We start from the raw sequence: 19,817 nt of genomic DNA on the forward strand, positions 1-19,817 counted from the left end.
TTGCTAATTTTAGAAGCTACGAAGTAATCAGTGTTCCGACCCGCTCGCCCACGAACAGGCGGCGCAAATTGCCTTCCTGAAAAATATCAAAGACCACCAGCGGCAGGCCTTTATCCATGCACAGGGTAATGGCGGTGGCGTCCATCACCGCGAGGCGCTTTTCCACCACATCCATGTGGCTGAGCTGATCGTAGCGCACCGCGTCCGGGTTTTTCTGCGGGTCAGAATCGTAGACGCCGTCCACTTTGTTTTTGGCGTACAGCACCACTTCCGCGCCGACTTCCAGCGCCCGCAGCGTGGCGGTGGTGTCAGTGGTAAAAAACGGCGCTCCGTTGCCACCGCCGAAAATGACCACCCGGCCCTTTTCCATGTGGCGCATGGCGCGGCGGCGAATATACGGCTCGGCGACAGCGGCCATGTGGATGGCGCTCATCACGCGGGTGGGCTTTCCGGCCCGCTCCATCGAGTCTTGCAGGGCCATAGCGTTCATGACGGTGCCGAGCATCCCGATGTAGTCTGCCGTGGCCGGATCCATGCCCTGACCGTTGCGAGCGCCGCGCCAGAAGTTGCCGCCTCCGATCACGATGGACAGCTCCACGTCGGTGCCTTCCAGCGCCGAAACGATGTCGTGGGCCAGCTTATCGGTGGCTTCCGGCACGATTCCAAAGCCTTGTTCGCCCGATAAAAATTCGCCGGAGAGTTTAAGTAAAACCCGTTTATACATGGCTGACCTCGTTTTTAGGCTTGGAGTTTGTGGATAAGAGTGAGCGAAAAAATCTTATTTCTTGGATTTAAGCGGAAATGTCTCAAAAACGAATCAAAAAAAGGCCCAGCAACCGCAGACGGGCTACTGGGCGAGACGGGCATGTGGCTTTGATCTCGAGAATGACTTTTGGAAACGGAAGAGTAAATCAAAACTCCAGCAGATAGATCGCTGCTTCCATACGCCACAAGCTACAAGCCACACGCCCCATTCTCTTATGCGCCGATCTCGAAACGCACGAAACGCTGAATGGCGGTGTCGCCGAGGTACTTGCCGACGGTTACGCTGTTGTCCTTGACGAATTTCTGCTCGGGCAGCACCCGCTCTTCGTAAAACTTGCCGATTTGACCGCCCACGATCTTGGCGGCGAGGTCAGGGTTCTTGCCTTCGTTGATGGCTTTGTTGGTCAGGATTTCGCGCTCTTTTTCGATGTCCTCGGCGTTGACTTCGTCGCGGCTGAGGTACTGGGGGCGCTCGGCGGCGACGTGCAGGGCCACGTCTTTGGCCTGCTGCTCCTGCCCGCCGGCCAAGTCCACCAGCACGCCGATCTTGCCGTTGCTGTGAACATATCCGGCCACGTTCTGGCCTTCCACGTAGGCCACGCGGTTGAGCACCAGATTCTCACCGATGGTACCCGCCGCCGCCGCCACAGCGGTTTCTACGCTGTCGCCGCTGTCGAGTTTAAACTGCTTGAACTCGGCCAGATCATTGGTCTTGGCTTTGAGGGCGGCTTGGGCCAGGCTCTCAACCAACGCCTGAAAGTCAGCGTTGCGGGCCACGAAATCGGTCTCGCTGTTGACTTCCACCATCGCGGCGTTGTTGCCGCTGACCACGAAGCGCACCAAGCCTTCTTTGGCTTCGCGGTCGGCTTTCTTGGCCGCCTTGACGATGCCGCGCTCACGCAGCAGAGCCACCGCTTTGTCTTCGTCGTTGCCCGCGTCAGAGAGCGCCTTTTTAACGTCCATCATGCCCGCGCCGGTCAGTTCACGCAGCTTTTTGATTGATTCCAACATCGTTGATGCCTCCGTTTAAAGAAATTTATTCAGGGGGTGTTCGGGTGGTGCTTGAAAAATGCGGGGCGCTGAAGCATTTCGCTCAGGGCCGCCGCACCGTTTCTTTGCTTCAGCGATTAGCCCTTGATTTCGTTGTCCATCGCTGCGGCTGCGCCGGAAGCGATCTGCTGGCCCTGGGTATCGTTCTGGCTCATTGCGCCGCCGATGCCGCCCTGGGTGGTGAACATCGCCACGTCGTCGCTGATCGGTTCCTGGGCCGCTTCGATGTCGGCGTTGTCTTCGCTGACGCGCTCGCTGCTGACATCCTCGCCGCCGCCACGCGCTTCGACGATGAGGTCGCCGATGCGGTGGGTGATCAGTTGGATGCTGCGGATGGCGTCGTCGTTGCCCGGCACGATGTAGTCGATCACGTCGGGGTCGGAGTCGGTGTCGGCCAAAGCGATGACCGGAATACCCAGTTTGTTGGCTTCCTGCACGGCGATGACTTCCTTGGTGGGATCAACGACAAACAGAGCGTCGGGCAAACGGGTCATCTTGCGGATGCCGCCCACATAGCGCAGCAAACGGTCGCGCTCGGAGCCGAGCTGGATGCGCTCAGCCTTGGGGCGGTCGTTAATGCGGCCCGACTCGAACAGCTCATCGAGTTCGGCGAGGCGGTCGATGCGGGTGCGGATGGTGCGGAAGTTGGTCATCATGCCGCCGAGCCAGCGGCTGGTCACGTAAGGCATGCCGCTGCGGCGGGCTTCGAGTTCCACGATTTCCTGAGCCTGCTTTTTGGTGCCGACAAACAAGATGGTGCCGCCGCGCTCCGAGAGGTCTTTGATGAAATCAAAGCTGCGGTCGATCTGCTTGAGGGTTTTTTGCAAGTCGATGATGAAAATACCGTTGCGCTCAGCGAAGATAAACCGCTTGAACTTGGGGTTCCAACGCTTGGTTTCGTGGCCGAAGTGGACGCCCGCTTCAAGTAACTGCTTCATACCGATATAAGACATGTATTCTCCTGAGCGTTTCAAAATAAAGTTTGCCTTCTGCGTGCCGGGGCAGTGTGTTTATGAAAATAAAACTCGCCTCAGTCTCCGCTGCGACGCTCGAGCGCGGCGGATGGGAACGCGGGGGCACCCAACCGAAGAGTTTAGCACGCCCGCGCCCACTCGGCTAGCGTAGCCCTCGCCTCCTTGTGGGGGAGTCGGGGTAGACTGCTGAGCGTGTTACGTGCCGCGTATTGGCTTTCTGCCGTGATTTATCTGCCGCTGGGGGTGCTGCTGTACTTTTTCCCGAGCAGCCTCAGCCAACTGCTCAGCCTGAGTCCCCTCTGGCTGGCCCGTCTCAGCGGGGCGCTGCTGACCGCTTGGGGCGGCCTGCTGATTGCCGCCGCTTTTCACCCGGACAGCGTGACCCGCTACGGTGTGGCGGCTGCCAACTTGCTGGCCGTCGGCACACTGGTTCCGGCGGCGCTGAAGGGGTCGGTCGGCACAGTCGGCGGCCTGGTGCTGAGCGTCTCAGCCGTGCTGGGCGTGGCCGGAATCTTAGCTTTAATCGGAGGTGGTCGGCGTGCCTGAAGAACTCGGTTCCACTGAAACTAAGCTCCCTGAAAATAAATCCACTGAGCGCCTGCAAAAGCGCCTTGCCCGCGCCGGAGTCGCTTCACGCCGCGCCGCCGAGGAACTGATCAAAGCGGGCCGGGTCACGGTCAACGGCGCAGTGGCCACGCTCGGCCAATCGGTCAGTGAAGACGATCTGGTCGAGGTGGACGAGCTGGCGCTGGACGCCGCTCCCACCGAGCAGCGCACCTTTGCCATGTACAAGCGCCGGGGCATTATCGTCACCACCCACGACGAAAAGGGCCGCCCCGCCGTGATGGACAACATGCCCGAGATTCCCGGCTTACACCCGGTGGGAAGGCTCGACCGCGACTCGGAAGGGCTGCTGCTGCTGACCACCGACGGCGAGCTGACCCTGCGCCTGACCCACCCCCGTTACGGCCACGACAAGGTGTACCGGGCTTGGATCGACGGCGGCATTCCTGAGAACGATACGCTGGACGCCTTGGAAGACGGCATCGAGTTGGAGGACGGCTTCACCTCACCCTCACGGGTTGACCGCGCCGGAAAAGGCGTCTACGTGACCCTGCGTGAAGGCAAAAACCGCCAAGTCCGGCGGATGCTGGAAGCGGTGGGCCACCCGGTCACGCGCTTGGTGCGGGTGCGCCTCGGCGGGCTGTGGCTGGAAGATTTGGTGCCGGGCGAGTGGCGCGAGTTAGACAGCCGCGACCTGTTTGATCTGGAAAACCCCGATAAGACGCCCGAAAATGTCTGGGACCGCAAAGAGGGCTTGACACGGGAGCGCTGGGGATAGCAAACAAGCCTTGATGGAGGTGCTGACCCTTTACTGCTCCCCTCAAGCCGAAAAGGTATTGAGCAGGTAGAAAATCAGGAAGCAGCCCACCCCGATTCCAGCGCCCAAACGAATGGGGCGGGCGCTGTACGTTCGGTTGGCCACTGCTGAGAGCTGAAAGCCCGCGCCCAGCAAGCTCAGCACAAACAAAATCAGGCCCGGACTGAGGCGCGGCAAGTGCAAAAAAGCGACGATATAAAAGGCGCTGAGGGCCACGGTCAGGGCGAGGGCCACCCAGATGAGAATCAGCGAGCGCGTCATCTGTTCGCCCGTCAAACTGGAGCGGTTGACCCACACCAGCACGCTGACCTGCAAAACAATCGTCAAAATCACCAGAAACGACAGCACATTCATAAAGCGCAGCTTAACGGCTCGGCACGGGGCATAGGGCACTGGATACGGGGCCGTGTATACTCACGGGCGCGGGAAGGAACACGGTCGCGCCTTTGCAAAAAGGTGAGGAAAGTCCGGGCACCGCAGGGCAGGATGCCAGCTAACGGCTGGGCGGCGAGCGAACCGCTGTGCGTGAGCAGGCGCACGGGAAGGCGCGAAGCCGACGGACAGTGCCACAGAAACCAGACCGCTTGCTCACCAAGGCCGCTCTCACGGCGCAGCAAGTCAGGGTGAAACGGTGCGGTAAGAGCGCACCAGACCGCTTAGAGATAAGAGGTGACTGGTAAACCCCATCCGGTGCAAGACCCGACAGCAGCGGAGGGCGGCCCGCCCGTTGATGCTCAGGATGGTCGCTTCAGGAGCGCGGCGACGCGCCTTCGCAGAGAGATGATCGTGGCTTCCGCAAGGAAGAACAGAACCCGGCTTACTCCCTTCCCGTGCCAAAAAAAGCGCTGCCCAGAAGAATATTGGGCGGCGCTTTTTGGGCTACGGAAAGTGACTTGTGGGAAAAGGTCAGCCCCCTAACGGCTAAACTGGCTTATGACCGTCACCAACAAACGCGATTTACGCGGGATGAACGGGTCGGGCAGGTCGTGGCCAAAACGCTTGCTGCCCTCAAAGACGCTGTAGAACCCGGCATCACCCCCTTCGAACTGGACGCTTTGGCGGGGGAAGTTTTTGAAGCTCACGGGGCTCAATCTGCACCACGCCTCAAATACGGCGCACCCGTCCATGTCTTTATCAGCGTTAATGACGACATCGTTCACGGCCTGCCCACCAAAAAGCCGTTGGCGGCAGGCGATCTGGTCAGCATTGACGTGACGCCCAACGTGCAGGGCTATGTCGCCGACGCGGCCATCAGCCTAGCTATCCCGCCCGCTTCCCCTGTGGTCATGCGTTTACTGGCCTGCACCGAAGCAACTCTGGCCGAGGCCATCAAAGTCGCCCGGCTCGGCCAACCGCTCAACCGCATCGGACACGCCATTCAGCAAGAAGCCGCTCGGCATCGTTTTACCTTGCTGCGCGAACTGCAAGGCCACGGCGTAGGGAGGGCCATTCACGAGAAGCCCAATGTACCGAACTTTTTCCACCCGACCCTCAACATGCCCCTGCATGAAAGCTTGGTGCTGGCCGTTGAACCGATGCTGTCCAGCGGCCAAGCTTGGCGAACCAAAACCAAGCGCGACGGCTGGACAATTTGCACCCGTGACGGCGGGCTGGCCGCCCATTTTGAACACACCATCATGATTACTGGGGACGCGCCGCTGATCCTGACCGCTTAAGGTTGCACTGACAGCTTCGGTAATACTCCTTTTCGCTCCAGCGCCGCCGCGATAAATCCGGCGAACGGCGGGCTGGGGCGCATCGGGCGCGATTTGAATTCGGGATGGGCTTGCAGGCCCACAAAGAAGGGATGGTCGGGGAGTTCGATGCTCTCCACCAAGCCCGCGCCGCGTCCGGCCATGCCGGGGGTCACGCCGCTGATCAGCAGGCCCGCGTCTTTGAGTTGCTGCACGTACACCGGATTGACCTCATAGCGGTGGCGGTGCCTTTCCTGCACTTCGCCACCCTGCGGCACGCCGTAGAGCCGCGCCAGCTTGCTGCCCGCCGCCAGGTCCATCGGCCAGTCACCGAGGCGCATGGTGCCGCCCAGATCGGCGGTTTCGAGTTGTTCGGGCATCAAGTCGATCACCTTGTAAGGAGCATACGGATCAAACTCGGTGGAGTTGGCTTCCGCGAGGCCCACCACATTGCGGGCGTACTCCAGCACCGCCACCTGCATCCCCAAACAGATCCCCAGATACGGCACACCGTTGGTGCGGGCGTACTCGGCTGCTTTGATTTTGCCCTCGATACCGCGCACGCCGAAGCCGCCCGGCACCAAAATGCCGTCCACGTCGCCGAGTTGCTCCTCGATCTGACCGCCCTCTTCGAGCGCTTCGGTATTGACCCATTTGATGTTGACGCGGGCGTCATTGGCGATTCCAGCGTGCAGCAAGGCTTCCATCATCGACAGGTAAGCGTCGGGCATAGCGGTGTACTTGCCAGCCAGCGCGATGCTGACTTCCCGCTGCGGCGCTTTGATGACCCGCACCGCGTTTTGCCAAACGCCCAGATTGGGGTGGATGTGTTCCAACTGCAGCAAGCTCTCCACCGCTTTGCCCAGTCCCTGTTCTTCCAAAGCCAGCGGGATCTCGTAGACGTGCGGAACATCGAAAGACGAGAACACACGGTTGGCCCTGACACTGGTGAACAGCGCGATTTTCTTGGTGATGTCTTCCGGCAACTTCTCTTTGCTTCTGACCATCACTATGTCGGGGCTGATCCCCACTGAGCGCAGCGTGGCAACAGAATGCTGGGTCGGCTTGGTTTTGAATTCGTTGGAGGTGCCCAGGTACGGGACCAAAGTCAGGTGCAAATACAGGGTGTGTTCGTCGCCAACATCGAAACGGAACTGGCGAATGGCTTCCAGAAACGGCAGGGATTCGATGTCGCCCACCGTGCCGCCGACTTCGATCAACACGATATCGGCTCCGGCCCGCTCACCCGCCTCGGTGATGCGGCGCTTGATTTCGTCAGTAACGTGCGGAATGACCTGCACCGTCTGCGACAGGTAATCGCCCGCCCGCTCCTTGCGAATCACTTCAAGGTACACCTGTCCGGTGGTGATGTTGCTGCCCGCCGGAACGTCGAGGTCGAGGAAGCGCTCGTAGTTGCCCAAGTCGAGATCGGTTTCCGCGCCCGAAGCCGTCACAAAGACTTCGCCGTGCTCGTAAGGCCGCATGGTGCCCGCATCGATATTAATGTACGGATCAATTTTGATGGCCGTGACTTTGTAGCCGCGTGCCCGCATCAGTGCGCCGAGCGAGGCGGTGGCCACGCCCTTGCCAAGGCTCGACACCACGCCGCCGGTCACGAAGATGTATTTGGTGTGCATTGCTTCTCCCTTTGCTTCCTGCGCCCGGCCTAGTTGTGAGACCAAAAAAAGAAATCCGGAGCGCAGTGGCTTCCGGAAATTCAGAGTAGCACAGGGGGTGGTTCAGGGGCAGGACGTCACGCGTGGGCAGGCCCAGTTGCGCGGCGAAACAGTCGCACCCAGAACTTCGTTATTAGCAGCAGTCGCACGAATAGAGGGAGAATCTGAACCACTAATGCGCTGCATCTCAAATGAAAAATTTACGGTGCCGTCAGGTCGAGCAACAGTGCCAGCCGCTATCGCCCCAGTAGGCCGCGTAATAGAAAACTTCAGACTACCAGGTTTAATGTAATCCACAAGAATCGCTCCAGATCTGCCTGTAAAATACGGATCAGACGGTACAGTAAGGATACGATTTATACCATTTCCAGAAGTATAGCTAGGAAACCAAGCGGTTGATCCATCATAAAGATTGGCACGATACTCCATGAGAACCCACTGATCATTATTCTGGGGGTCATCCTTGGGCTTTGAGCTGACAGCTAATGTAGAATCGTTCACTAGCACCGAGCGTAAGACTGGATAATAAGCAAAAAACCGGTAACAGCCATAAGAGCTACTTGAGTTGGAATCATTACTACTGCAGTTAGTGATCGTATCTGTTCCTGGCGTATAAATGGGATCACGCGGAGGCAAAACCATTGCAAGGAAAACATTTGGGACAGGCGCCGTTGCAGAGGCTACGGTCCATTGATACTTATTATTGCCATTGACTGTGTTTTTAGCGGTTGTACCAGTAGTGGTAAGGAGTATATTGCTCGTCGCTGAGCCCGTAGGCCACCACACATACAGCGCTTCCCCCAATCTCCCAGTGATGATCTGTTGCGCTATCTGACCTTCCTTAATAATATCTGCATTGAGATTGATACGGTTAGAGTCGCGTGCAGAGGAGTTGATAATTGCGCCGATTGCCACCAAAAGTGCTCCAGCGATAAAGATACTTATCAGAAGCTCAATCAGAGTGAAGCCATGCTGATCCCTCAACAGCTTCATGGACGTACATCCAGCGTGAGAGTCACAGGGGAGTTAATACCTGACACATTCCTAGTAATAGACAGACGCCGCATAGGAGGATTGGAAAGCTGGGCACAACCGCTAGGACTCATCGGCATATCAAGAACATTGAGATTAGTGCAGGTAACTCCACCGAGCTGAGCAGCAGTCAGAGGTGGATTGTAGTCATAATCTGCGGTCACCAAAGTCCTTACAGCTTCGATTTGACGTTGCGCCTCTGCGGTAGCAGACAGCGTTCGTTGCGAATCGATGTTAACCTTGTTGAATCCAATCAATGGTACGGCAATTGCGGTGACAACTACTCCTATGAGCGCTAATGTGATTAGGGTTTCAATTAGCGTAAATCCCACCTGATGACTCTTTTTCTTATATATCATTAACGAATCACCTTACCTGTTACACCAACCACGTAAAAGATCTGTGTTTTTCCGCCTGATTTACTCACGGTTAGCGTACGGTTAGTAGCTGAAAGATCACCATATGGAGCACCATACGTAAGGCTTCCCACAGTCGATCCACCTATTTGCAGAATTACATTATCGGGAATCGCAATGCTTGTGACCGGATCAGTCGACTGCACTCCTGAAACTCTAAGATCATATCCTCCTCCGTTGTTTGCTAGGGTGAAGCTTGAATCCTTGCTCGTTTTGATTGATGCGCCTCTGACTCTCTCTAAATCTAGAGCAATTTGAGAGGTCGCAGAACGAATCTGATTAGACACTATCTCTCCTCTCACATTCGTTATGATCACAGCAAAGAGAATGCCAATTACAAAGATAATGACGAGTAATTCTATGAGAGTGAATCCCTGTGAACGCCACCTCATTGAGCTTTCTCCTGTCTAAACTCATTCATAAGTGTGAAATCGACATCTGTGCTCTGCGTTCCATCAGGATTGGTCTTGCCGAGAGCTGGCTGCCAATCAGCAACTAACGTGCTATTCGTTGGATCCACGCCGGGCACACCAACGGAGGTCGTTGGAAAACCCGGTGGGCTATAGTCTGTACCACGGGCATCAAAGTAATAGTTTTCACTCCAGCCTCTTGAACCGCTTTTGACAATTGCATCTTCATCTTTAATCGCACCACCGCGAACCGTAAGCGTGCCTTTATCTCTTCCATTTCCCGAACTGCCAAAGTCATAGGGATTCGATGCTGAGGCATTGTAAGGAATAATATGCCCTCTACCCGCCATCACGAATCCATCAATCTCCAGATTTTTGGGGGCATTTGCGGAAGCTCCAGGTGCTGTGTTTTGATTAAGCGTTGTCGGATTGTAAGCGAGTCGTACATCGCCAGTGCTTGAATACAAGCCAAAAATATTCTTGATATCATATTGGCCATTGGTCTTAGATGTGCAGGCTCTAATTGATGGACAGCGAGTCTCGTATTTGACGTCGCCCGTCAGCGTAGTACTTCCCTGTGAAACGACAGTAATACCAGCAAATTTCGCGATGGCTGCTCCTCCATTTGCAGTAGTGGCTGCCGCAGATAAACGAGTTGGCCCACTCAAGCTCCCAATGTCACCGTCAGCGTATATCATTCCGTTAAAGACGTCTGGCTGAACTCCGGTTCCAGCAGCTATCCAGCCAGTAGATGTTGCAGAACTCTTAATTGCATTGACGAAAACATTAGAGTTAGGATAGGTCTCAATGAACATCTTTTTGTCTTGGCCATATCTAAGCCGAATAGGAGAGGTGAGGCTTCCAACAGTTGGAACAATCTCAATGCTTTGATAAGATGCTGGTACCCCACCACTCGCGCTCAAGGTGATTTTTTGCGGATCACTGACCAGAACACCAGCTGTACTCGCCAAGTCTCTCTGGTTTCGGCTATTGATTGGCATATTGATAAAATCAGCATCAAATTTTGGATTTGGGTTCCCATTTCCGGATGCTATCTGTATATATATAGATTTATCGACTTTGTTTGAGATCTTTGTAGCCCCAAAGAGATTGTAAGCACCCTGGCTCCCACCAGAGCCCATCTCATTGGCCATGATATAAGAGTCATTACCATTAATGACATCATTTACAAGTCCATTCACACGATTACCGCTCGGCGTATCTATTCTATTTCCTTGAGCGTCTATATTCGTTGTAATAGTCGAGTAGCCAGAAGATGTTAAAGCTCCATCGATGGAGATGCTCGACCCGTTCTTCACTCCTGCGGTACCGTATACTCCACGGAAAGAGGGTATCGAGTTGGTGTGAAACGGACCACTAAAGTCATTGCCATATCCATAGTAACCATCGTGACTTCCCCATTGATTGACGAATTGGCCAAAACTCGTGAAGTTCGGATTTGTCGGGGGAACTCCAGGTACCACGAATTTGAAAGTGAAGGCATGAACAGTCTCATTGCCCCTGACAGTAATCCTACGATTGGAATCGGATGACTTGCCAAGACTATCAACTCCAGCCACCCGAAAATACAATGCATAAGCGTATTCATCGGTCTGCAATAAGGTTACAGGCCTCAAACCGGCCTGCACCTGTGCGCCATTCACAAGAGTCGCACGATTCGCGGAAAAGACCTTGTCGAAAAACGCCTGACGGTCAGCAGTGCTTGCCGCCGGGATGCCAGCCTGAGTGTAGGCCAGCGCCGCTGCACCAGTATTTGATATGAGTTGTGCAAAAAAGTTGGCCTGACTAATAGAAAATTGGGGAACATCGCAAACCTTAGCACTTTGAGGAACGGATACACTGGTGCCAGGAATAATTGTATCGCTCGCATTTGCTTTGACGAACCCAGTGACCGGAACACTTGCGCCGTTTTGGCATAGACTGGCAATCCAGCTTTTAAGCGTGCCATATGTCGTCCCAACAGGCAATGTGGAAGTGATCATAATACGCTGGGATGCATCAAGCAGGCTTTTTGCATACGCTATACCCGATTCAGCGGAGTATTGAGCAGGCAGTATTGCTTTTTGTTCACCTGTTGTGCGGCGTGCCGAGAGTGAAAGATTTGCCGAAACGACAAGTAGTGCCGCCAACATTAGTACAGCCAACAGGACAACAACGATTAGTGCTGCGCCCTCTTCCCGCGTCTTACTCTTCATAGGCTTAACTATGCCGCAAGAGGTCTTACGAAAAAACACCCATTTAGGGGAGTAGGTTAGGTTATGTCTCAAGCCTCATCTCATCAGCCTTTAGCCTCTGCCCTCCCCCGTCCCCTCGACTTCGCCTACCCCTCCAACCGCTGGGCCGCAGCAGGCCTTGGCCTCGGCATCCTGACCGCCAAAGTGCTGGGACACTCTTGGCCGGGCAGCCTCCGCATTGGATTAGGAACGTTCAGCAGTTGGGCCATTGCCCGCGAACTCGACCCCGACGTTTCAGATACGGCGCTGGCCGCCATGCCGCTGGCTTTCTTGGCTTTGCTGGCGCGGCCCAGCAGTACCGAAGCCCACCAAGCTGAGCCGCTGAGCAGTCTGCGCCACGCGTTGCCCGCCTTCACCGCCCTCAGCAGCACGCGGACACTGGCCGCCACCGTAGGCGTCAAAACCAGTCCGCAAGACGCCGCCGCGCTGGGTGTTCAAGCGGCGCTCAGCGCCCTGAGCAGCGGCCATGTCGTCAGCTTGATGCCGAGCGCAGCACTAACTTGGTCAAGCGAATTTGAGGACGACTTCAGCGCCCCACCTCTGTCGGGTGTGGCGGTGGCGGCGGCTGGAGCGCTGCCCACCTCAGCGACGGGCGCGGGCAGCAGCGTTCTGAGCGATCTCCTGAGCCTCGCGGCACTCGGGCTCGGCGCACAACTCACCGCCCCCGAACGGATCAGCAGCCGCTGTGACGAAGTTCCCACACTTGTTTCATCGCAGCGGGTACGGGCGGCCCGCCTGCTCAGCCTTGGTACGCTGGGACTGGCTCTCCTGAGGCGCGAAACCTTAGCGCTCGCTCCACTGGCCGCTGCTTGTATCAGTGTGGGAGCAAGGCGAGCCTTCAAACGTTGAGAGAAGGTGAATTGTGTGGACTCTAGTCAACCTCGTTTAGGGCTTGAAAAAGCGCCAATTGTATGCAAAGACCGTCAAAGCAACCTTGAGGCAGAGCGATGTGAGCGTTTTGATCTGTCCCCAGCGAATTCCAGCGCTAATTAAAACGGAAAAAACAGTCTCAATGCGCTTGCGTGCGTCTGCGTATTCTTCCTTCCAGCGAGGATCACAGGTTTTGGCGTTCTTTTCGGGTGGCGTAAGATTGGCCCCATCCAGATAAGCTTTATCCCCAATGATTTTGGGTGCGCCGTAGGCCACCCAATTCCCATTCAGGTCATAACCAGCGATCAAGTCATGCTGATGAGCTGGGCGAATCAAGTACTGCGCCAGTTTGCCGTCGAGCGTACTCCACGCATGGCATTTGAAGCCGTAGACGCTGCCTTGCGTTCCGTACCCCTTGGTTGCAGCCCGAACTTTGCAGCGAGCGGCTCGTTTTGAACGACAGACCGGGAATGGAAATGAATCAATCAGGCAAAAGTCAAGGTCTTCGACCTCGACACAGAGGCTTTCAATGGTGGGCAACAGCCGCTTAAGACGTACATTTGCCTGCGTCAAACTGGGAAGGTGCGGACAGAAGTTGAGTTTGATGAATGACCACCAGCACGAGAAATAAGGTTGCTTATGGGATTTTTGAAGTATGGCGATGGCGACCAACTCGGCGTCGTTGGCTTTTTCGTTGGATTGCCGGACTTTGGGCGGCATCTTCGGAGCGAGCTAAGTCTGGAGAACTTGTAGCGACGCTGAGATGGGCAGTAAGCTGAGATCGGGATGGCACATTGCACCGTCCCTTTAGGATCTTCTATCTGTCGCTGCAACCCCTACACTGGGTAGTCAATGAAGCTGAAATGCAGAAAAACCGCTGATTCGGCAACTTTTACAGCAGTCTTGGCGAGATCTCTACCCTACACTTAGGTATGATAGGCATCCCCAGACAAATCACTTTGGTGCTAGCCACTTTACTCACCCTCCTAATGAATTATCTCTCGAATGCGCTGCCCCTGTTTGGCAACAGCAACGGTGAGATTTCCGATCTGCTGCCCAACGCTTTTACGCCAGCGGGGCTGACCTTCGCTATTTGGGGCGTGATCTTTTTGGGACTGCTGGCCTTCGCCGTTTACCAAGCGCTGCCGGGGCAACGCGGCCCGCGTTACGATGCACTGTTTTGGCCTTATCTGCTGGCCAATCTGCTGAATGTCGGCTGGCTGGTGGCCTTCCAGAGCCTTCACTTCGGGCTGAGCGTGGTGGTGATGCTGGCGTTGCTGGGGTCACTAATCTGGTTGTACCTGCGCCTCAAGGAGCTGGACTTGAAAGGCGGCGAAGCGCTGGCACTAGGCATCCCCACCAGCTTGTATCTGGGCTGGATCGCGGTGGCCACCATCGCCAACGTTACGGCTTGGTTGGTCAGCCTCGGCTTTACTGCAGGGCTAGCCGGTCTAAGCGGCCCGGTGTGGTCCGCACTTTTGGTCGTGGTGGCTTCAGGGGTAGGAGCCTTTTTGCTGCGGACCAATCGCGACTTCGCCGTGATGGGCGTGATTTTGTGGGCTTACTACGGCGTGTATCTGGCCCGCCCGCAGGAGCTGACAGTCACGCTGGGCTTGGTACTGGGTGTGGTGGTGCTGTTGGCCGCCGCTTTTGCCAAGCGCGGTAAACCCGGCAGCGGCGCGAGGCGGCTGAGCGCTTAAGGTCTTGAACTAGAGACTTCAATCCTAAAGGCTCAGCTCCACCAACAGCCGCTCCATCACCGCTTCTACGTCCAGCCCGCGCTTCATGGCAAGGTCAGCTTCTAAAATTCGGCTGAGGTGTGACCTGACTTGGCCCTCGGTAAGCTTACGGGCAACTTCTAGGGCTTTCTTGGCTGGATAAGGCTTGACGCCCAGCCGCTGGGCCGCTTCCGTCTCGGAGACTCGCCCGCCTCCTTGCAGTAAAGCCGCGCTGCGGGCCACCAAGCTGTATTGCCACACCACCACGCCCATCAGCTTGAAAGGGTCTTCGCCGCTGGAGAGCAGTCGGCGGAGCTGGCCGAGCGCCTCAGCGGGCCGCCCAGACGTGGCCGCACCCAACATGACAAACGAATCGCCGGGCGTCTCGCGGCCCACCACCTGCTGCACCAGCTCACGGCCAAACGAACCACTGGGCGGCCCCGCGAGGAAAGCCAGCTTGTTAAGTTCGGCGGCGATGCCCGCCAGATCCGTACCGAAGACCTCGGCCAAATACAGCGCCGCTTCCTTGGCGAGTTTGAGGTTGCTGGCTTTGGCCCGCGCCGTGACCCAGCCGGCCACCTCGCCGGTTTTGCTGGGTGAAGGCACCGCAACGTGTTCGCCGTGCTGCTGATAATGCTTGACGCGGGTCGCCGCGCCCAAAGGGTCGAGGACCACCACCAATGCGCCGGGCGTGGCCAAGACTTCCAGTAGCGCTTTATCAGGGCGCACCCCTTCTAAATCCACCAGTGCCGCCGATTCACCAAACAAGCTGGGAGCCAGCAGCGGAGCGAGCTGCGGCGGGGTCACGTCTTCACCGCCCAGGCGCGGCAAATCGCGCAGATGCAGGCCGCGCTGAGCAAGAGACTCGCGGGCGGCTTCCTCAATCAGAAAACGGTTGCCCGAAAACGCCAAGATCATGCGTGGGTTTTCTTGAGGCGGCGCTGTTCACGGTGCAGAGTGCTCGGCGAGAAAATGGCAGCCCAAGCTTCTGAGAGCAGCGCCGCCATCTGCTGAGCAGTTTGCGGGCGCTGAGCAGGGTCGCGCTGCAAAGCCCGTTCAATCACCGGATGCAGCTCATTTGGGCCGGGCAGCGGCAAACGCTCGCTCGACAAGCCCACCAGCCAGCCGAGCGCGTCGGGGTGCGGCGGCTCACCGGCCAGGCAATCAAAGAGCAAGCCGCCCGCCGCATAAAGGTCGCTGCGGGCATCGCCGCGCACGCCCTGAAACTGCTCGGGGGCCATAAACTGCGGCGTACCCATGCGGGTGCCCGCGTGAAGATCGTCTTTGAGGCGCTTGTCGTGGGCCATGCCGAAATCGGCGACGCGCACACACTCGGCGCTGGCCACACCGCCCAACAGCATCACGTTTTCTGGTTTGAGATCGTGGTGGGTCACGCCCTGCGCGTGAAAAAATCGGGCGGCCGTCAAGACGCCTTGGGTCACGGACACTGCTTCGGCCACGCTCAAGCGGCGAGAATCGAGCAGCTCGCGCAGGCTGCACCCTTCAATAAAGGGGAACACCAATTGTTCTTGGGTATGCGCCAGGAGCGGCACAATCGCCGGATGCATCAAACGCTGCACCACCCGGCCCTCGTGATGAAACCGCACCCGGAAGTCCGGATCGCTGCTGCTCAGCGACTTGACGAAAACCTCATGCCCCTGCCAGCACCCACGTTCCAGCCGCACACCGCCGCGCACTCCCAGCACAACCGGATTGGCAACAGTGATGGTGGGCGTAATAACAGACGAGTGGCGAGACAAAGCAGACATTTGTAGGAGTATAAAGACGAATGCTTCACAGCGTTGTCACTTATACCCCCAATGGCTTTGTCACTCTTAATTGTTTGAGTGGTCATCTTCATTTAACTGACAACAAAGTAAACCGCCTCACGCCCTCGACGTGTCAGCACGCTACCTTAACAACCATGTCTGCCCCTTCTCCCTTTCAGCGCCCACGTCGCCTGCGCCGCACAGCCGCTCTCCGCGCCCTGACACGCGAAATTCACCTCAGCGCCGAGCAATTTATCCTGCCGCTGTTTGTCCATGATGGGCAGGGCGATCAGGTGATTCAAACCATGCCGGGCGTTTTACGCCACGATTTGGCGGGCCTCTTGAACCGCGCCCAAGAAGCCTGGGAGCTGGGCATCCAGAGCATCGTCTTGTTCGGAATACCCGCACATAAAGACGCGCTCGGATCAGGAGCGCACGCTGAGCAAGGCATTATTCAGCGTGCCATCCGCGAAATAAAGGTCAGGTTCCCGGAGATGACCGTGATAGCCGATACTTGCCTTTGCGAATACACCGAACACGGCCACTGTGGGCCGCTGGTGCCGGACGGTCAGGGCGGCTGGACCGTCGACAACGACGCCGCCTTGCCGCTGCTGGCCCAAACTGCTGTGTCGCAGGCGCGGGCCGGAGCCGATATCGTTGCGCCGAGCGCCATGATGGACGGTCAGGTGGGCGCGATTCGCACGGCCCTAGACGCGGCAGGTTTCGAACACGTTCCGGTGATGGCTTACGCCGTCAAGTATGCCAGCGGTTATTACGGCCCCTTCCGCGAGGCGGCAGGCAGCACCCCCAGCGTCGGCAACAGGGCCAGCTACCAAATGGACCCAGCGGGCGGCTACCGTGAAGCGCTGCGCGAAGCCCGCTTGGACGTGAAGCAGGGCGCAGATTATTTGATGGTCAAGCCCGCACTGGCTTACCTGGACGTGCTGCGGGTGGTGCGCGACGCCTTTGACTTGCCGCTGGTGGCGTATAACGTCAGCGGCGAATACGCCATGCTCAAAGCCGCCGCCGCCGCCGGAATGCTCGACGAGAAACGTACGGTGCTCGAAACCCTGATTGCTTTTCGCCGCGCCGGAGCCGACGCCATCATGACTTATCACGCGCTGGACGCGGCACGCTGGCTGAGAGAAGACGCGGCAAATTAAACAAAGCAACGAATCACGAATTGGTGAATCACCCCTCAGTGAATCAACAGCCGCGCCGCCACCACCAACACGATAAAAGCGTAGACCACCTTGATAAAAGCGCTGCCGCGCAGCATCGCCATTTTTGCGCCCACATAAGCGCCCAGCGCGTTGGCTGCGCCCATCGGCAGGCCGATCCAGAAGATCATTTTGCCGCCTATCAAAAAGAAGATAAACGCGCCCGCGTTGGTGGCCAAGTTGATGGCTCGGGCGTTGCCGGATGACCGCACCAAGTTGAAGCCGGAAAGCGCGAAAAGAAACATCAAGAAAGTGCCGGTGCCGGGGCCGATAAAGCCGTCGTAAAGGCTAACCACTAGGGTGCCGGGCAAGATGAGAGCCAAGACCCGAGCGGTCAGGCCCGGATACTTGTCAGTGACGCCAAATTTTTTGCTGGTCAAAACCAGCGCTCCCACGCCCAAAATAATCACCGCCACCAGATTCTTGAAGATGTCAGGATTGACGAAATGCACCAAGTACGCGCCTATCGCGCTGCCGATCAGGGCCAGCGGCACCAACCGCAGCACCAGCGGCCACTCAATATGCCCAGAGCGCCCGTACTGCCAAGTGGAGCTGGCGGAGCCGAAAATGGCCAGCAGCTTGTTGGTCGCCACCGCCTGAGCAGGCGGCAAGCCCATAAAAATCAACGTGGGCAGCGTGATGGTGCCGCCGCCACCCGCCACCGCATCGATAAATCCGGCGAGGAAGGCCAGCGGCAGGCCGTAGAGAAGAACGCTAGGATCGGGCATCGCAGGAAAGTATAAAGGCAAGGCAGGGTGTGTAGCTCCCGCCTTGCCCCGCTGCGCCGCTCAGAATCTAAAAATTGTCAGCCGTTTTCACCGGCCGGCGATCTTGATGCGCCGCTCAAGCTGATCGGTGAAGGTGGTCATGACGGTAGTAAGGGCGAGGTAGACGGCCGCCACCGTGGTCAGCACTGGAATCGGCTGGAAGGTTTCGCTGCTGACCCGCTGCCCCGACAGCGTGAGTTCGACCAGCGCGATGGCTGAGGCCAGCGAGGAGTCTTTGAGCAGCGCCACCAAGTTGTTGACCAGCGGCGGCACCACCACCCTGAGCGCCTGCGGCAAGATGATGCTCGTCATGGTCTGCGCTCCGTTGAGGCCCAAGCTGCGGGCCGCCTCACCCTGTCCCCTGGGAATAGCCTGAATGCCCGCCCGGATGACTTCGGCGTTGTAAGCCCCGACGTTGAGCGAGAGGGCCACCACCGCCGACCAGAACTCGTCGAGCTGCACATTGATACCGATCTTTTGCAGCAAGGGCGGCAAAGCGTTGTAGACAAACAAAATCTGAACCAGCAGCGGCGTGCCGCGCACCAGCCAGACGAAAAAGCCTGCCGGTGCGCGGGTCACCCAAAGCGAGCTGGTTTTCATCAGTCCAGCCAACAAGCCAATCAAGAGGCCGATGACGCCCGAAACCACCGTCAGCAGCAAGGTGATGCGTGCGCCGTCGACAAATAAACTGGCGCGTGAGCCAATCGGTTCGGGCATCAGCTTGAGCACCACGCTGATCAGCAAAAACAACAAGTAAAAAGCCGCCGCTGCGCCGAGCAGCCAAGCGCCCAACGTCCAGCCGGCGAGAGGCGTTGAGCGGGGCGCAGCGGGCCTGGGGGACGGAGCGCTCACAACAGCTTCCCGCGAGATGAGTGGTTCTTCATTCGGCTCAGTATCTCACAGGCGCTAGGCGAAAAATGAAAAGCGCCCGTTTCCACAAAGGAAAACAGACGCCGACTTTTCAATTGATAAGCCTTGTGCCGCTGACTTTACTTGCAGCGAATATCTTGACCGAAGTATTGGTTGCTGAGCTTGGCGTAAACGCCGTTGTTTTCAAGCTTGGACAGGCTGGCATTGAGTTCTTTGGTGAGGCTCGTGTTGCCCTTCTTGACGGCCATCGCAATCTTTTCTTGAAACAACAGATCGCCCTGCACCAGCTTGCCCGGCACGGACTTGATGGCGTCCAGACCCAAGAACTTGTCACTGACCCAAGCGTCGGCGCGGCCTGACATCAGTGCGGCCTGAGCGTCGGTGTCTTTTTGGAAGGTCTTGACATCTTTAATGCCCTTGATCTTCTTGACATTGTCGAGGTAAGTCGTGCCGACTTGCACCACTACCGTTTTGCCCACCAGATCGGCAGCCGACTTGGGGCCGCCGGGCTTGCTGACTATCGCGCCGCCGGTGCAGTAGTGCGGATCTGAAAAGTCCACTGCTTTGGCCCGCTCAGGAGAAATGCCGTGCGAGGCGATCACGAAGTCGTAGCGGTCTTGGCCGAGGCCGATCAGCAAGTTGTCGAACGGCTGGGTAATCCACTCGACTTTGAGGCCGAGCTGCTTGGCAATCGCGTCGGCCAAATCTATTTCAAAGCCGGTCAGCTTTTTGCCTTCAAAGTAGTTAAACGGCTTGAAGGCTCCCTCGGTGGCAATTTTGATGGTGCCGGACGCCTTGATCTGATCCCAGGTACGGGCCTGCGCGGCGGACGCGAGTAAGGTCAGCGCGGTGAGGGCAAGGATGGTTCGTTTCATAGTGGGCCTCCTGATTCGGGCCAAGCCGACTTCCCTGTCTTGGGCGAGCGGCTCAGAAATGGTTACGCCGTCAAT

At 57.3% G+C, this 19,817-nt stretch carries 20 protein-coding genes, 1 other RNA gene and 2 pseudogenes; 7 read left to right on the forward strand and 16 right to left on the reverse strand.

Annotated elements, in window-relative coordinates:
* Positions 1–16: 16 nt before the first annotated feature.
* The 3 genes from pyrH to rpsB all read right to left on the reverse strand — a co-directional run bounded on the left by pyrH (position 17) and on the right by rpsB (position 2,768).
* Positions 17–724: a UMP kinase gene (gene pyrH, locus FNU79_RS08890; protein WP_143720498.1), complete on the reverse strand. Its 708-nt coding sequence runs from the start codon at positions 722–724 to the stop codon at positions 17–19.
* A gap of 254 nt (positions 725–978) precedes the next feature.
* Positions 979–1,776, reverse strand: a complete 798-nt coding sequence (tsf, locus tag FNU79_RS08895; protein ID WP_143720499.1) for a translation elongation factor Ts — start codon at positions 1,774–1,776, stop codon at positions 979–981.
* A gap of 116 nt (positions 1,777–1,892) precedes the next feature.
* On the reverse strand, positions 1,893–2,768 hold the full coding sequence (rpsB, locus tag FNU79_RS08900; protein WP_143720500.1) for a 30S ribosomal protein S2: 876 nt from the start codon (positions 2,766–2,768) through the stop codon (positions 1,893–1,895).
* Between the two features lie 213 nt (positions 2,769–2,981).
* On the opposite strand from rpsB, the gene FNU79_RS08905 reads away from it, so the two are divergent.
* Complete coding sequence (locus tag FNU79_RS08905) at positions 2,982–3,335, forward strand: hypothetical protein (RefSeq protein WP_143720501.1); 354 nt, start codon at positions 2,982–2,984, stop codon at positions 3,333–3,335.
* The gene (locus FNU79_RS08910) at positions 3,328–4,131 is read left to right on the forward strand and encodes a pseudouridine synthase (protein ID WP_143720502.1); all 804 of its coding nucleotides are present in this window, start codon (positions 3,328–3,330) and stop codon (positions 4,129–4,131) included. The genes FNU79_RS08905 and FNU79_RS08910 overlap by 8 nt, the downstream gene beginning before the upstream one ends.
* Before the next feature lie 42 nt (positions 4,132–4,173).
* Here the strand turns inward: FNU79_RS08910 and FNU79_RS08915 are convergent, their stop codons facing one another.
* Positions 4,174–4,524: a DUF4175 domain-containing protein gene (locus FNU79_RS08915; protein ID WP_143720503.1), complete on the reverse strand. Its 351-nt coding sequence runs from the start codon at positions 4,522–4,524 to the stop codon at positions 4,174–4,176.
* A gap of 68 nt (positions 4,525–4,592) precedes the next feature.
* Here FNU79_RS08915 and rnpB point away from each other — a divergent pair.
* Both rnpB and map read left to right on the forward strand, forming a co-directional pair.
* An RNA gene (gene rnpB / locus FNU79_RS08920) (RNase P RNA component class A) lies at positions 4,593–5,006 on the forward strand.
* Positions 5,007–5,156: 150 nt separating this feature from the next.
* The gene (gene map, locus FNU79_RS08925; protein ID WP_225429985.1) at positions 5,157–5,846 is read left to right on the forward strand and encodes a type I methionyl aminopeptidase; all 690 of its coding nucleotides are present in this window, start codon (positions 5,157–5,159) and stop codon (positions 5,844–5,846) included.
* Here the strand turns inward: map and FNU79_RS08930 are convergent.
* The 6 genes and pseudogenes from FNU79_RS08930 to FNU79_RS08950 all read right to left on the reverse strand — a co-directional run bounded on the left by FNU79_RS08930 (position 5,843) and on the right by FNU79_RS08950 (position 11,614).
* On the reverse strand, positions 5,843–7,501 hold the full coding sequence (locus tag FNU79_RS08930) for a CTP synthase (RefSeq protein ID WP_143720504.1): 1,659 nt from the start codon (positions 7,499–7,501) through the stop codon (positions 5,843–5,845). The two genes, map and FNU79_RS08930, sit on opposite strands and share 4 nt — an antisense overlap.
* Before the next feature lie 102 nt (positions 7,502–7,603).
* Positions 7,604–8,533 carry a PulJ/GspJ family protein gene (locus FNU79_RS08935; RefSeq protein ID WP_143720505.1) on the reverse strand — a complete coding sequence of 310 codons (930 nt, stop codon included), beginning with the start codon at positions 8,531–8,533 and terminating at the stop codon, positions 7,604–7,606.
* The gene (locus tag FNU79_RS08940; protein WP_143720506.1) at positions 8,530–8,931 is read right to left on the reverse strand and encodes a type IV pilin protein; all 402 of its coding nucleotides are present in this window, start codon (positions 8,929–8,931) and stop codon (positions 8,530–8,532) included. Before FNU79_RS08940 ends, FNU79_RS08935 begins: the two co-directional genes overlap by 4 nt.
* On the reverse strand, positions 8,931–9,275 hold the full coding sequence (locus FNU79_RS08945; RefSeq protein ID WP_225429990.1) for a hypothetical protein: 345 nt from the start codon (positions 9,273–9,275) through the stop codon (positions 8,931–8,933). Before FNU79_RS08945 ends, FNU79_RS08940 begins: the two co-directional genes overlap by 1 nt.
* A gap of 33 nt (positions 9,276–9,308) precedes the next feature.
* Positions 9,309–9,380, reverse strand: a pseudogene (locus tag FNU79_RS19785) (prepilin-type N-terminal cleavage/methylation domain-containing protein); the annotation flags it as partial.
* A complete protein-coding gene (locus tag FNU79_RS08950) occupies positions 9,377–11,614 on the reverse strand; it encodes a hypothetical protein (RefSeq protein WP_143720508.1) in 2,238 nt (745 codons plus the stop codon). The gene FNU79_RS08950 and the pseudogene FNU79_RS19785, both read right to left, overlap by 4 nt.
* A gap of 63 nt (positions 11,615–11,677) precedes the next feature.
* Here FNU79_RS08950 and FNU79_RS08955 point away from each other — a divergent pair, with 63 nt between their 5' ends.
* Complete coding sequence (locus tag FNU79_RS08955) at positions 11,678–12,502, forward strand: hypothetical protein (RefSeq protein ID WP_143720509.1); 825 nt, start codon at positions 11,678–11,680, stop codon at positions 12,500–12,502.
* Positions 12,503–12,538: 36 nt separating this feature from the next.
* On the opposite strand, the pseudogene FNU79_RS08960 reads toward FNU79_RS08955, so the two are convergent.
* Positions 12,539–13,318: pseudogene (locus tag FNU79_RS08960) on the reverse strand (IS982 family transposase).
* A 137-nt stretch (positions 13,319–13,455) separates the two neighbouring features.
* Here FNU79_RS08960 and FNU79_RS08965 point away from each other — a divergent pair.
* Positions 13,456–14,223: a TspO/MBR family protein gene (locus FNU79_RS08965; protein WP_143720510.1), complete on the forward strand. Its 768-nt coding sequence runs from the start codon at positions 13,456–13,458 to the stop codon at positions 14,221–14,223.
* 24 nt (positions 14,224–14,247) lie between these two features.
* On the opposite strand, the gene holA is transcribed toward FNU79_RS08965, so the two are convergent.
* Together holA and FNU79_RS08975 are read right to left on the reverse strand one after the other, a co-directional pair.
* Positions 14,248–15,159 carry a DNA polymerase III subunit delta gene (gene holA / locus FNU79_RS08970; RefSeq protein WP_143720511.1) on the reverse strand — a complete coding sequence of 304 codons (912 nt, stop codon included), beginning with the start codon at positions 15,157–15,159 and terminating at the stop codon, positions 14,248–14,250.
* Positions 15,156–16,010, reverse strand: coding sequence for a serine/threonine-protein kinase (locus tag FNU79_RS08975; RefSeq protein ID WP_143720512.1), 855 nt, complete (start codon positions 16,008–16,010; stop codon positions 15,156–15,158). The genes holA and FNU79_RS08975 overlap by 4 nt, the downstream gene beginning before the upstream one ends.
* A 155-nt stretch (positions 16,011–16,165) precedes the next feature.
* Here FNU79_RS08975 and hemB point away from each other — a divergent pair, with 155 nt between their 5' ends.
* On the forward strand, positions 16,166–17,173 hold the full coding sequence (gene hemB, locus FNU79_RS08980) for a porphobilinogen synthase (RefSeq protein ID WP_143720513.1): 1,008 nt from the start codon (positions 16,166–16,168) through the stop codon (positions 17,171–17,173).
* A 35-nt stretch (positions 17,174–17,208) separates the two neighbouring features.
* Here hemB and FNU79_RS08985 read toward each other — a convergent pair whose 3' ends face one another.
* The 3 genes from FNU79_RS08985 to FNU79_RS08995 all read right to left on the reverse strand — a co-directional run bounded on the left by FNU79_RS08985 (position 17,209) and on the right by FNU79_RS08995 (position 19,742).
* Positions 17,209–17,958 (reverse strand): TSUP family transporter, encoded by a 750-nt coding sequence (locus tag FNU79_RS08985; RefSeq protein ID WP_143720514.1) that lies wholly within the window; start codon positions 17,956–17,958, stop codon positions 17,209–17,211.
* Between the two features lie 87 nt (positions 17,959–18,045).
* On the reverse strand, positions 18,046–18,849 hold the full coding sequence (locus tag FNU79_RS08990; protein WP_404825779.1) for an amino acid ABC transporter permease: 804 nt from the start codon (positions 18,847–18,849) through the stop codon (positions 18,046–18,048).
* Positions 18,850–18,986: 137 nt separating this feature from the next.
* The gene (locus FNU79_RS08995; RefSeq protein WP_143720515.1) at positions 18,987–19,742 is read right to left on the reverse strand and encodes an ABC transporter substrate-binding protein; all 756 of its coding nucleotides are present in this window, start codon (positions 19,740–19,742) and stop codon (positions 18,987–18,989) included.
* Between the last annotated feature and the right edge of the window lie 75 nt (positions 19,743–19,817).

Origin of the sequence: Deinococcus detaillensis, assembly GCF_007280555.1 — a bacterium.
GTDB classification, from domain to species: Bacteria; Deinococcota; Deinococci; order Deinococcales; family Deinococcaceae; genus Deinococcus; species Deinococcus detaillensis.